The organism is Pseudomonas sp. dw_612, from assembly GCF_018449725.1.
Taxonomy (GTDB): domain Bacteria; phylum Pseudomonadota; class Gammaproteobacteria; order Pseudomonadales; family Pseudomonadaceae; genus Aquipseudomonas.
Genome location: NZ_JAAVVC010000010.1, coordinates 229,442 through 241,839, shown reverse-complemented (window position 1 = coordinate 241,839; position 12,398 = coordinate 229,442). Strand labels below are relative to the sequence as shown.

The window sequence follows — 12,398 nt, the reverse complement described above, 5'->3', positions numbered from 1 at the left end:
CAGGCCTATCCTTACTCAATCCCCACCTGATTGCGCCCATTATTCTTCGCCAGATACAGCCCCTTATCCGCCGCCGAGATCAATTGCCGGCAATCACTGCCCGCCTGCGGAGTAATCGTCGACAGGCCAATACTGATCGTCAAATTCGACCCTTCAACCGGGAACACATGCGGGATCTTCAGCGCTGCCACGGTCTGGCGCAGTTTCTCCGCCACCAGCCGCGCACCGCCCGGCGAGGTGTTGGGCAGCACTAACACAAACTCTTCGCCGCCGTAACGGGCCGGCAGGTCTGAAGGCCGGGCGCTGGCGTCGCGGATCGCCGTGGCGACCTTGCGCAGGGCTTCGTCGCCTTCCAGGTGGCCGAAACTGTCGTTATAGGATTTGAAGTAATCCACGTCGATCATCAGCAACGACAGTTGAGTCTGGTCCCGCAGTGAGCGTCGCCACTCCAGTTCCAGGTATTCGTCGAAGTGGCGGCGGTTCGACAGGCCGGTCAGGCCGTCGGAGTTCATCAGGCGTTGCAGCACCAGGTTGGTGTCGAGCAATTGCTGCTGGCTGACCCGCAACGCGCGGTACGCCGCATCCCGTTGCAGCAAGGTCATGTAGGAGCGCGAGTGATAGCGGATGCGCGCCACCAGTTCGATGTTGTCCGGCAGTTTCACCAGGTAATCGTTGGCCCCGGCCGCGAACGCCGCGCTTTTGATCAGCGGGTCTTCCTTGGTCGACAGGACAATGATCGGAATGTCCTTGGTCGCCGGGTGGTTGCGGTATTCACGCACCAGGCTCAAGCCGTCGAGCCCGGGCATTACCAGGTCCTGCAGGATCACTGTCGGCTTGATCCGAATCGCCTGGGCAATGGCCTGGTGCGGGTCGGCGCAGAAGTGGAAGTCGATGTTCTCTTGATTCGCCAGGCCACGCCGAACCGCCTCGCCGATCATCGCCTGATCGTCCACCAACAACACCATGGCGGCGTTTTCATCGGTCTTGAAGTCGTCGAGCTGTAAGTCATTCATGTGCGGTCACCTGAGTACTACTTGGGCCAGGATTGCGGAGAAAAGTCTTCATTTTGGGAATATCTCCAGCAATCGTGGCGCTATCTTTTCCAGTGGGCGAATTTCCACGGCAGCGTCGATGGCCGCGGCCGCTTTCGGCATGCCATACACCGCACTGCTGTTCTGGTCCTGAGCGATGGTCAGGTAGCCCTGTTGGCGCATGAGTTTAAGCCCCTGCGCCCCGTCGCGGCCCATGCCAGTCAGCAAAACGCCGACGGCGTCGCCGTTCCAGTAACTGGCCACGCTTTCGAAAAACACGTCGATCGAGGGCCGGTAAATCTCGTTGACCGGTTCGGCGGTGTAAGCCAGCGTCCCGTTTTTCAACAAGCGAATATGGTGGTTGGTGCCGGCCAGCAACACCGTGCCGGCCTGGGGCGGTTCGCCTTCCAGGGCCAGCCGCACATTGAGGCCGCTGGCACTGCTGAGCCATTCGGCCATGCCGGCGGCGAACACTTGGTCCACGTGCTGCACCAGCACGATGGCCGCCGAAAAATCCTGCGGCAGCCCTTTGAGCAACACTTCCAGCGCCGCCGGCCCGCCCGCGGACGACCCGATGGCCACCAGTTTTTGCCGCGACCCGGAGTTGCGCAGCGGGCTCGGCGCCGAACGCACACGATTGCCCTTGTCGCCGATCAGCCAGCCGATGTTCATGATCTTGCGCAGTAACGGCGCCGCCGCTTCCGCCGGATTGCCGGCACCGATCGCCGGGGTATCGACCACATCCAGCGCACCATGGCCCATGGCTTCGAACACCCGGTGCACGTTCTGCTGGCGGTCGACGGTGACGATCACAATGGCGCACGGGGTTTCGGCCATGATCCGCCGGGTCGCCTCCACGCCATCCATCACCGGCATGATCAGGTCCATCAGGATCAGGTCCGGGGTGTTCTCGGCGCAACGTTGCACGGCCTCGGCGCCATTGCTGGCGACCCAGATCACCTGATGCGCCGGTTCGAATGCCAAGGCGCGGCGCAAGGCCTCTACCGCCATGGGCATGTCGTTGACGATTGCGATTTTCATGCCCGCGCTCCCCCGATGAGCTCAACCACTGCATCGAGCAGGGCGTCGTCATGAAAACTGGCTTTGGCTAGATAATAGTCGGCTCCGGCGTCCAGTCCACGACGACGGTCTTCTTCGCGATCTTTATAGGACACCACCATAACCGGCAGCGATTGCAGGCGATTGTCCCGGCGCAATAAAGACACCAGTTCGATGCCGTCCATGCGCGGCATGTCGATGTCGGTGATCAGCAGATCGAAATCCTCCGAACGCAGGGCGTTCCAGCCATCCATACCGTCCACCGCGACGGCCACGTCGTAGCCGCGATTGAGCAGCAACTTGCGCTGCAACTCGCGAACGGTCAGGGAATCGTCCACCACCAGAATCCGCTTGCGCGCCGCTTCCGTGGCTTGATTGCTGTGGCGGGCAATGCGTTCCAGTCGCCCGGTGTTGAGCAGTTTGTCCACCGACCGCAGCATGTCTTCGACGTCGACGATCAACACCACCGAACCGTCGTCGAGCAAGGCCCCGGCGGAAATGTCCTGAATCTTGCCCAGGCGCTCATCCAGCGGCAATACGACCAAGGTCCGCTCGCCAATAAAGCGCTCGACCGCCACGCCGTAAATCGCATCGCGCTCGCGAATCACCACGACCTTGAGGGTTTGCTGGCTGCTTTGGCTCGCCGGGCGCTGCAACAACTGACTGGCCGCCACCAACCCGACATGCCGGCCTTCGTACCAGAAGTGCTGGCGGCCTTCGAGCTGGACGATGTCGTCCGGCTCCAGGTCGCACATGCGCTCGATGTGCGCCAACGGAAACGCATAAGCCTCATCGCCGACTTCCACCACCAGACTGCGCACCACCGACAGGGTCAGCGGCACTTCCAGGTGGAAACGACTGCCCTCGCCCGCCGTCTGCTCCAGCACCACCGCGCCGCGCAACTGCCGGACCATGTGCTGAACCGCATCCAGACCGACCCCGCGCCCGGAGACTTCGGTGACCTTGTCCCGCAGGCTGAAACCCGGCAGGAACAGGAACGTCAGCAGTTCTTCCTCGCTCAACTGTGCAGCGGTTTCCGCCGGGGACAAATGCCGCTCGATGATGCTGCGGCGGACCTTTTCCAGATCGACGCCGTAGCCGTCATCGCTGAGTTCCAGCACCAGCAGACCGGCCTGATGGGACGCGCGCAGACGGATCAAACCTTCAGGTGGCTTGCCGGCCAACAACCGTTGCTCCGGGGTTTCGATGCCATGGTCCACGGCGTTGCGCAGCAAATGGGTCAGCGGCGCTTCGAGTTTTTCCAGCACGTCGCGATCGACCTGAGTCTTTTCGCCTTCGATCTCCAGGCGCACCTGTTTGCCCAAATCGCGGCCCAGGTCACGGACCATACGCACTTGCCCGGTCAGCACATCGGCAAACGGCCGCATGCGACAGGCCAGTGCGGTGTCGTACAACACCTGCGCACGCTGACTGGCGTGCCAGGCGAATTCATCCAGTTCGGCGTTCTTTTCCACCAGTAACTGCTGGGATTCGGCCAATAACCGGCGAGCATCGTCCAGCGCTTCCTGGGCTTCCAGGCTCAGGTTCAAATCCTTGAGGTGGACGTTGAGATTTTCCAGGGCGCGCAGGCCATTGCTTTGAGTGCGTTTGAGCCGTTGCATGGTGGCCAGGTGCGGTTTGAGCCGCAGGGTTTCCACCAGGGATTTGCTCGACAGGTCGAGCAGGCTGTTCAGCCGTTCGGCAGTGACCCGCAGCACGCGCTCGCCGTTTTCGGTGGTGCGTTTGGTCTTGCGCGGCGGCTCGGCAGGGGCAACCGGTGGCGGCTCGACGACCGGAACCGGTATCTCGACCTGAGGCGGTTCCAACTGAAGCTCGGCCATGAACGGCGCAATCGGCGTGCTGATCGGCGGCGCCAATGCCATCGGATCGAGCAAGCGCCCCATCAGCGCGACGTAGGCGTCGATTTCTACTGCTGACGGCGCATTGTTCGGCGTGGCGATGCGCATCAGCAGATCGGTGCCTTGCAGCAACGCGTCGATGTGTTCCGGGCGCAGGTACAACCGTCCTTCCTGGGCACTGACCAGGCAATCTTCCATGACATGGGCCACGCTGACCCCGGCGTCCACACCGACAATCCGCGCCGCCCCCTTGAGCGAGTGCGCCGCGCGCATGCACGATTCCAGGTGATCGGCCTGGGTCGGATCGCGCTCAAGAGCCAGCAGACCGGCGCTCAGCACTTGGGTCTGGGCCTCGGCTTCCAGACTGAACAGCTCCAGCAAAGAGGAGTCGCGCATTTGCTCGGGGGTCATGTGAGGCTCCGGGTCACGGCGGACAGCAACTGTTCTTCATCCAGCCAACGCAGGCTGCGACCTTTGAACTGCAACACACCACGGGTGTACTTGGCGCTGGCCTGGGCGCCGGATTGCGACGCGGCATCGAGGATGCGTTCATCGATGGCGTGAATGCCGTCAACCTCGTCCACCGGCACCACCACCGGCCCGCCCCGGGCGGCGATGATCAACATGCGCGGCATGACCCGGGCACCCGACGCCACAGGGTTGGTGGTGTCGAGGCCGAGCAACTCCACGAGCGACAGGCACGCGACTAACGCACCGCGCACATTCGCCACGCCGAGCAAGGCCCGGGAGCGCTGGTGCGGCAGGGAGTGAATGGTTTGCAGCGGCGCGACTTCCACCAGACTGCGGGTGGCCAGGCCCAGCCATTCTTCACCGAGGCGGAACATCAGCAGCGAGCGGGTTTTGACGTCGGTTTCGACCGCCGTCGCCACCTGCTCGCGATCTTCCTGCTGCAAGGCGTAGCGATCGAGCAAACGGGTGGCGGCCGCCGAATACACCGCGCAATTGCGGCAATGAATGTGCTCGGTCAGCAGCGGGCAGGACTTGTCGCCGTGGATACCGATGCGGTTCCAGCAGTCGTCGATGGCCTGGGCATCTTCGTGGGTGACGCTCAAGGAGTCGGAGACGGTCATCGTTTACGCTCACTGTCGGCGGCGCGCTCGCTGCGGGCGGCGCGTTCCTGCAATCGTCTGGCGCCCGCGGTATCGCCCTGGGATTGCAGCAAGGCAGCCAGGTGCATCAACGCGTCGGGGTGTTGCGGCTCGAGGTACAACGCCTTGCGATAAAAGCCTTGGGCCTCCAGTGCCCGGCCGGCAACATCGCTAAGCAGCCCCAGCCAGTAAAACACTTGGGCCACCGGTTCGTGACTGCGCAGATAACTGTCGCACGCGGCCCGGGCTTCGGCGCTTTTGCCTTCGTTGGCCAGCGCGGCGATGTTCGCCAGCAGCGTGGCGGCGTCCGGGTTCGCGGTTTTGCCGGTATTGGGCAACGGCACAACCGTGGCGAACGGGCGATTGCGGACTGGCGGCGGGGTCACGCTACGCACCGGTTGGCGCACCGGCAGCGGGGTCGGCACGAAGGTCGGCAGAGGTTCGGGTTCCGGCGCGCTTTGGCGGCTGAAGGCAAACGACTGCGGGATGCCGATCGAACGCATGCCGAAACGCCCGAGCAGGCTGCCCTCCGCCGGGCCGATAAACAGCACGCCATCGACGTGGGTCAGGCGCTTGAGCACTTCGAACACTTGTTGTTGAGTCGGCTGGTCGAAATAGATCAGCAGGTTGCGGCAGAACACGAAGTCATAGGGCGGTTCGCTGGCCAGCAAGGCCGGATCCAGCAGATTGCCGACCTGCAAACGCACCTGTTCCAGCACCCGTTCGCTGAGCCGATAGCCGTCCTCTTCGGCGCTGAAATGCCGCTCACGAAATTCGATGTCCTGCCCGCGAAAGGAGTTCTTGCCGTACAGCGCACGCTTGGCTTTCTCGACCGAGAGCGGGCTGACGTCCATGCCTTCGACCTTGAACTGATGGGGTTTGAGCCCCGCATCCAGCAAGGCCATGGCGATGGAGTACGGTTCTTCACCGGTGGAACACGGCAGACTGAGAATCCGCAGGGCGCGCATGTTGTTGATGTCGGCCAGACGCTTGGCCGCCAGTTTCCCCAGCGTGGCGAAGGATTCCGGGTAACGGAAAAACCAGGTTTCCGGGACGATCACCGCTTCGATCAACGCTTGCTGTTCATCCCGCGAGCCCTGCAATGTGTGCCAGTACTCGTCGGCGCTCAGCGCCTGTGAAGCGGTCGTTCGCTGACGCACCGCACGTTCGATGATCGCCGGGCCGACCGACGCGACGTCGAGGCCAATGCGATCCTTGAGAAAATCGAAAAACCGCTGGTCGCTGCTCATGACGGCTCCTTAAGCAGGTCCAGGGGCTGCGCCGGAAACAGCAGCGCACGCACCTGCTCATCGAGCAGATCGGCGACGCGCACCCATTGCAGCAAACCCTGGGCATCCTTGCGTACCGGACCGAGGTACGGCGCCTGGGGATTGTCCAGGCCATAGGGCTGAAAATCCGCCGGGTTGCAGCGCACGGTGTCGGTGGCCTGTTCCAGGATCAGCCCGAGCAATTGCGAAGGCTTCGCCTCGTCCGGTCGATAGTGCACCAGCACCAGACGCGTACTGGTGCGGGCCTGGGCCGGTTGACCGAAAGTCAGTGCACTGAGGTCGATCACCGGCACCACCGCGCCGCGATAGGCGAACACCCCCGCGACCCAGTCCGGGGCCCGGGCAATCGGCTTCAACGGCAGGCGCGGCAGCACTTCCGCCACCTCGATGGCTTGCAGGGCATAACGCTCGTTACCGATGCAAAACACCAGGAACAGCGCAAGCCTGGCCGCGTTCACGGCGCTGCGTTTAGCCGTAAGTTCGCTCATCAGACTTTGAATCGCGAGACGCCACTACGCAGCCCGACCGCCACCTGACTCAGTTCGTCGATGGCGAAACTGGCCTGGCGCAAGGACTCGACGGTCTGGCTGCTGGCATCGCCCAATTGCACCAGCGCGTGGTTGATCTGTTCAGCACCGGTGGCCTGGGCCTGCATGCCTTCGTTGACCATCAACACCCGCGGCGCCAGCGCCTGGACCTGATGGATGATCTGCGACAGCTGCTCGCCGACCTGCGTCACTTCGGACATGCCGCGACGTACTTCTTCGGAGAACTTGTCCATGCCCATGACCCCGGCCGACACCGCCGACTGGATCTCACGGACCATTTGCTCGATGTCGTAGGTGGCGACGGCGGTCTGGTCCGCCAGGCGCCGCACTTCGGTAGCGACCACGGCAAAACCGCGACCGTACTCGCCGGCCTTCTCGGCCTCGATGGCGGCGTTCAGCGACAACAGGTTGGTCTGGTCGGCGACCTTGACGATGGTCACCACCACCTGATTGATGTTGCCGGCCTTCTCGTTGAGGATCGCCAGTTTGGCGTTGACCAGATCCGCCGCGCCCATCACCGAATGCATGGTGTCTTCCATGCGCGCCAGGCCTTGCTGCCCGGAACCGGCGAGCACCGAGGCCTGATCGGCGGCGGTGGAAACTTCGGTCATGGTGCGCACCAGGTCACGCGACGTAGCGGCGATTTCACGGGAGGTCGCGCCGATTTCCGTGGTGGTGGCGGCGGTTTCGGTGGCGGTGGCTTGTTGTTGCTTGGAGGTGGCGGCGATTTCCGTCACCGACGTGGTGACCTGCACCGACGAGCGCTGGGCCTGGGACACCAGGGACGTGAGCTCGGTCATCATGTCGTTGAAACCGGTTTCCACGGCGTTGAATTCGTCCTTGCGCTCCAGGTTCAGGCGACTGCTGAGGTCGCCGGTGCGCATGATTTCGAGGATCTGCACGATGCGATTCATCGGCGCCATGATCGCCCGCATCAACAACAGGCCACAGAGGCCGGCGGCCAGCACCGCGATCAGCAGGGACACGCCCATGATGACCTTCGCGGTGACCACGGCGTTATCGATGTTGACCATGTCCTGGTCGGCCACGGCTTTGTTTTCGCGCAGGATGTCATTGAGCTTCATGCGCCCGGCGGTCCACGCCGGGGTCAGTTGTTCGTTGAACAACTTGATGGCCTCGGCTTCCTGATTGCGCTTATGCAAGTCGAGCACAGCGGCCAGGATCGCGCCGTATCGCTCATGGAGTTTTTCGAAGGTCGCGAATTCGACTTTGTCTTCATCCGTGGTGACCGTGCCGCGATAGCTGTTCATCGCATCTTGCACGCGCGTTTCGAAGCTTTTGAATTCAGCGGCATCTTCGGCACTGATGCCCTGCCCTTCCTTCAAGCCCAGCATTTCCTGGGTCTGGAGAAAACTGTCGACCCAGGCGCCACGAATGGTCGAGCTGTAATAGACCCCGGGCAGCGCGTCGTCACGTACGCTTTGCTCGCTCTCTTCAATCTTCAGCAACCGGGAATACGAGACCACCACCATCAACAACATGATGGCAATAATGACCGCAAAGCTCGCCAAGATGCGTTGGCGCAACGTCCAGTTCTTCACAGTATGTCCTCGGGCCATTTTCAAATGCTGCGGAGTATAGCTGAGGGCGGTGTTTCATTTATAAGACGGATGCGCGTCGCCCGCCGTCCCGCGGATAAATAGCCGGGACGGGCTCTGGAATGGGACTTTCCGCTAGAAAGGGGGACGGTTGCCAGTGGTGATCTGGCAGAAAGGGGCGGTGGATTGGTCATTGGATGATGAAGTGCAGTTGAAAATGCCTTAGCGAGCAGGCTCGCTCCCACGGGTTTGATCGTGGCGAACACCAATCCTGTGTTCGCCGGAGATCTCCTGTGGGAGCGGGCTTGCTCGCGAAGGCGGTGGTTCAGTAACAGATGTATTGCCTGACACGACGCCTTCGCGGGCAAGCCTCGCTCCTACAGTTTTGTGTCGAGCCACAAAAATGACCTGTAGGTGCGAGGCTTGCCCGCGAAAGCGGTTGAAGGGATTACATCGCAGCCTGCCGCACCTGTTTCTCCAGCTCAGCCTTCAACCCCGGCTCCAGCTTCAGCTGCCGCGCCAGTTCATCGAGGTAGGATTTCTCCATGAAGTTCTCCTCATCCACCAGCATCACGCTGGCGATGTACATCTCGGCGGCCATTTCCGGAGTGCTGGCGGCGCGGGCGACGTCGGTCGGGTCCAAGGGTTTGTTGAGTTCGGCGTGCAGCCAATGCCGCAGTTCCTGGTCGTTGTCGAGCTTGGTGAATTCGCCTTCGATCAGCTCGCGCTCACGTTCGTCGACATGGCCATCGGCTTTGGCGGCGGCGACCAAGGCCTTGAGAATCGCCTGGCTGTGTTGCTCAACCTGCGCAGCTGGCACGCGGTCGACGGTTTGCGGTTCGCCCTTCGGGGCCGCGCCCTGCTGGGCCTGCCAATTGCCGTAAGCCTTGTAGGCAATGACGCCCAATGCCGCGAGGCCACCGTAGATCGCGACCTTACCGCCCACTTTGCGGAGTTTCTTGTTACCTATCAGCAGCCCCATCGCCCCGGCCGCCAATGCACCACTACCTGCCCCCGAAAGCAAACCACCGAGGCCACCCGAGCCACCGCTGCCGCCGAGCAAACCGCCCAGTCCGCCGCCGGAGGTCCTGTTCTGATGGCCGCCAGACTTGTTCTGCAACATCTCCTGACCGGACTTGAGTAGCTGATCGAGCAATCCACGGGTGTTCATTTGCTGCCTCCACGAATTCGGGGTAACCGGATCATTCAGGCCACCAGCCTAGATCGAAAGTGCCCGCAACCTGCCCGCGAGAGTGCTTCCAGATGTTGCTCGCTCGCCGAGGCCCCCACCTGGGCCATCGATTAAAAAGATATACACTCGAATGAATCTATAAAAACCGCCCACCGGGTACTTTCCAATGATGACCCTGCGTCAAATCCGCCATTTCATCGCCGTGGCCGAGACCGGCTCAATCTCCGCCGCCGCGCAAACCGCGTTTATTTCCCAATCCACCCTGACACTGGCGATCCAGCAACTGGAGCAGGAAATCGGCGTCAGCCTGTTCAACCGACACGCCAAGGGCATGACCCTGACGCACCAAGGTCATCAATTCCTACGCCAGGCGCACCTGATTCTGGCCACCGTCGATAACGCCAAGCGCAGCCTGCAACAGAGCACCGATCAGGTTGCGGGGCAGTTGATCATCGGCGTGACCAGCCTCGTCGCCGGTTACTACCTGGCGGATTTGCTCACCCGGTTCCAGCGCGCTTATCCCAACGTCGAGATTCGGGTGATGGAGGACGAACGACCCTACATCGAGCATTTGCTGGTCAGCGGCGAGATTGATGTCGGGGTGCTGATCCTTTCCAACCTCGAAGACCGCCACGCCTTGCAGACCGAAGTGCTGACCCATTCGCCCCACCGCTTGTGGCTGCCGGCCCAGCATCCGTTGCTGGAACACGACAGCATCAACCTCGCCGACGTGACGCGGGAGCCGCTGATTCAATTGAACGTCGATGAAATGGACCGCAACGCCCAGCGCATGTGGTCGGCGGCCTCTTTGCAACCGCGCATCACCCTCAGAACCGCGTCGACCGAAGCCGTGCGGAGCTTGGTCGCCGCCGGTTTGGGCGTGTCGATCCAGCCCGACATGACCTACCGCCCCTGGTCACTGGAGGGCGACATCATCGAAGCCCGGCCGATTGCCGACCTCAGCCAGACCCTCGACGTCGGCCTGGCCTGGCGCCGTGGCACCGCGCGGCCGGCACTGGTCGACCCCTTCCTGACCGTCGCCCGAGAACAACCTCACGGCGGGCGCAAGCCATCTATTTAATCGAACGCCACCTTCAGTATTAAGAATTTGTCGACCTCGGGCCCGCGCACTAGTCTTGTTACATCTTTATAAGACGGCCGGGCTCCAGTCACTGGGAGCATCATGGCCACACAAGAAAAGAGAACCCGAAAAATGGCTGGCGCGCAGACCCCGTTGTTCACCGCGTTGTTGATCGATGGCGAATTGGTCGCGGGCCAGGGCTTTGTCGAGCCGATCCTCAACCCCGCCACCGGGGAAGTGCTGACCCACATCGCCGAAGCCAGCACCGAGCAAGTGGAAGCCGCGACCCTCGCCGCCCACCGTGCCTTTGCCGATTGGTCGCGGACCACGCCGCAGCAACGTTCGAACTTGTTGCTGGACATCGCCAACGCCATCGAAAAAAACGCCGACCTGCTCGCTCGCCTCGAATCCCTGAACTGTGGCAAGCCGTTGCACCTGGCCCGTCAGGATGATTTGAGCGCCACGGTGGATGTGTTCCGTTTCTTCGCCGGCGCCGTGCGCTGCCAGACCGGCCAGCTCAGCGGCGAATACTTGCCGGGTTACACCAGCATGGTGCGGCGCGATCCGATCGGGGTCGTCGCGTCCATCGCGCCGTGGAACTACCCGATCATGATGGCCGCGTGGAAAATCGCCCCGGCCCTGGCCGCCGGCAACACCCTCGTATTCAAGCCGTCCGAACACACGCCGCTGTCGATCCTCGCGTTGGCCCCCGCGCTGGCGGAAATCCTGCCACGCGGGGTGATCAACATCATCTGCGGGGGCGGTGAAGGGGTTGGCAGCCATTTGGTCAGCCACCCGAAAATCCGCATGGTGTCGCTGACCGGCGATATCGTCACCGGGCAAAAAATCCTGCAAGCCGCAGCAAAAACCCTGAAGCGCACCCACCTCGAACTCGGCGGCAAAGCCCCGGTGATCGTGTGCAACGACGCGGACATTCAAGCGGTGGTCGATGGCGTGCGCACCTACGGCTATTACAACGCCGGTCAGGATTGCACCGCTGCGTGCCGGATTTATGCACAGGCCGGGATTCACGACCGTTTGGTGGCGGAACTCGGCGCAGCGGTCAGCAGCCTGCGTTTCGCCGGCAAGCGCGACGCCGACAACGAGATTGGTCCGCTGATCAGCACCCGCCAGCGCGACCGCGTGGCCAGTTTTGTCGAGCGCGCCCTCGGCCAGCCGCACATTGAACGCGTCACCGGCGCGGCGGTGCATTCCGGCGCCGGTTTCTACTACCAGCCGACGTTGCTGGCCGGTTGCAAACAGAGCGATGAGATCGTCCAGCGCGAAGTGTTCGGACCGGTGGTCACCGTGACCCGTTTCGATGAACTCGCGCAAGCCGTGGACTGGGCCAATGATTCGGAATACGGCCTCGCCTCGTCGGTCTGGACCCAAAACCTCGACAAAGCGATGCAGGTCGCGGCGCGCTTGCAGTACGGCTGCACCTGGATCAACAGCCATTTCATGCTGGTCAGCGAAATGCCCCATGGCGGCCTGAAACGTTCGGGCTACGGCAAAGACTTATCCAGCGATTCGCTTCAGGACTACAGCGTGGTGCGCCACATCATGGCCCGCCACGGCCAGCATCTCTGACTACGCTAATAACAAGCCGCCAACGGCATGCTTCACCACGTTCACAACTGCCCCGACCATAATTAAAGAAGAGGGAATCCC

The 12,398-nt window shown here is 62.3% G+C and carries 10 protein-coding genes; 2 read left to right on the top strand and 8 right to left on the bottom strand.

The genetic code is table 11. From position 1 onward, the window contains the following. Positions 1-11: 11 nt before the first annotated feature. The 8 genes from HB680_RS17640 to HB680_RS17605 form a co-directional block, all read right to left on the bottom strand. Positions 12-1,013, bottom strand: a complete 1,002-nt coding sequence (locus tag HB680_RS17640; RefSeq protein WP_213939866.1) for a PleD family two-component system response regulator — start codon at positions 1,011-1,013, stop codon at positions 12-14. A 48-nt stretch (positions 1,014-1,061) separates the two neighbouring features. Continuing rightward, the gene (locus tag HB680_RS17635) at positions 1,062-2,072 is read right to left on the bottom strand and encodes a chemotaxis response regulator protein-glutamate methylesterase (RefSeq protein ID WP_213939865.1); all 1,011 of its coding nucleotides are present in this window, start codon (positions 2,070-2,072) and stop codon (positions 1,062-1,064) included. Continuing rightward, the gene (locus HB680_RS17630; RefSeq protein ID WP_213939864.1) at positions 2,069-4,360 is read right to left on the bottom strand and encodes a hybrid sensor histidine kinase/response regulator; all 2,292 of its coding nucleotides are present in this window, start codon (positions 4,358-4,360) and stop codon (positions 2,069-2,071) included. The genes HB680_RS17635 and HB680_RS17630 overlap by 4 nt, the downstream gene beginning before the upstream one ends. Continuing rightward, entirely contained in the window at positions 4,357-5,040 is a 684-nt protein-coding gene (locus HB680_RS17625; RefSeq protein WP_213939863.1) for a chemotaxis protein CheW, read from the bottom strand. Before HB680_RS17625 ends, HB680_RS17630 begins: the two co-directional genes overlap by 4 nt. Then, complete coding sequence (locus HB680_RS17620) at positions 5,037-6,308, bottom strand: protein-glutamate O-methyltransferase CheR (RefSeq protein ID WP_213939862.1); 1,272 nt, start codon at positions 6,306-6,308, stop codon at positions 5,037-5,039. Before HB680_RS17620 ends, HB680_RS17625 begins: the two co-directional genes overlap by 4 nt. Beyond that, on the bottom strand, positions 6,305-6,835 hold the full coding sequence (locus HB680_RS17615; RefSeq protein ID WP_213939861.1) for a chemotaxis protein CheW: 531 nt from the start codon (positions 6,833-6,835) through the stop codon (positions 6,305-6,307). Before HB680_RS17615 ends, HB680_RS17620 begins: the two co-directional genes overlap by 4 nt. Then, the gene (locus HB680_RS17610; protein WP_213939860.1) at positions 6,835-8,457 is read right to left on the bottom strand and encodes a methyl-accepting chemotaxis protein; all 1,623 of its coding nucleotides are present in this window, start codon (positions 8,455-8,457) and stop codon (positions 6,835-6,837) included. The genes HB680_RS17615 and HB680_RS17610 overlap by 1 nt, the downstream gene beginning before the upstream one ends. A gap of 445 nt (positions 8,458-8,902) precedes the next feature. Beyond that, positions 8,903-9,625: a tellurite resistance TerB family protein gene (locus HB680_RS17605; RefSeq protein WP_213939859.1), complete on the bottom strand. Its 723-nt coding sequence runs from the start codon at positions 9,623-9,625 to the stop codon at positions 8,903-8,905. Between the two features lie 187 nt (positions 9,626-9,812). Here HB680_RS17605 and HB680_RS17600 point away from each other — a divergent pair, with 187 nt between their 5' ends. Further along, positions 9,813-10,727 (top strand): LysR family transcriptional regulator, encoded by a 915-nt coding sequence (locus HB680_RS17600; protein WP_054047295.1) that lies wholly within the window; start codon positions 9,813-9,815, stop codon positions 10,725-10,727. A gap of 102 nt (positions 10,728-10,829) precedes the next feature. Beyond that, the gene (locus HB680_RS17595) at positions 10,830-12,317 is read left to right on the top strand and encodes a gamma-aminobutyraldehyde dehydrogenase (RefSeq protein WP_213939858.1); all 1,488 of its coding nucleotides are present in this window, start codon (positions 10,830-10,832) and stop codon (positions 12,315-12,317) included. Positions 12,318-12,398 lie beyond the last annotated feature (81 nt).

Excerpts from the sequence above, each read along its gene's own strand:
- HB680_RS17640 (WP_213939866.1), bottom strand. The coding sequence starts at position 1,013 with ATGAATGACTTACAGCTCGACGACTTCAAGACCGATGAAAACGCCGCC.
- HB680_RS17635 (WP_213939865.1), bottom strand. The coding sequence starts at position 2,072 with ATGAAAATCGCAATCGTCAACGACATGCCCATGGCGGTAGAGGCCTTG.
- HB680_RS17630 (WP_213939864.1), bottom strand. The coding sequence starts at position 4,360 with ATGACCCCCGAGCAAATGCGCGACTCCTCTTTGCTGGAGCTGTTCAGT.
- HB680_RS17625 (WP_213939863.1), bottom strand. The coding sequence starts at position 5,040 with ATGACCGTCTCCGACTCCTTGAGCGTCACCCACGAAGATGCCCAGGCC.
- HB680_RS17620 (WP_213939862.1), bottom strand. The coding sequence starts at position 6,308 with ATGAGCAGCGACCAGCGGTTTTTCGATTTTCTCAAGGATCGCATTGGC.
- HB680_RS17615 (WP_213939861.1), bottom strand. The coding sequence starts at position 6,835 with ATGAGCGAACTTACGGCTAAACGCAGCGCCGTGAACGCGGCCAGGCTT.
- HB680_RS17605 (WP_213939859.1), bottom strand. The coding sequence starts at position 9,625 with ATGAACACCCGTGGATTGCTCGATCAGCTACTCAAGTCCGGTCAGGAG.
- HB680_RS17600 (WP_054047295.1), top strand. The coding sequence starts at position 9,813 with ATGATGACCCTGCGTCAAATCCGCCATTTCATCGCCGTGGCCGAGACC.
- HB680_RS17595 (WP_213939858.1), top strand. The coding sequence starts at position 10,830 with ATGGCCACACAAGAAAAGAGAACCCGAAAAATGGCTGGCGCGCAGACC.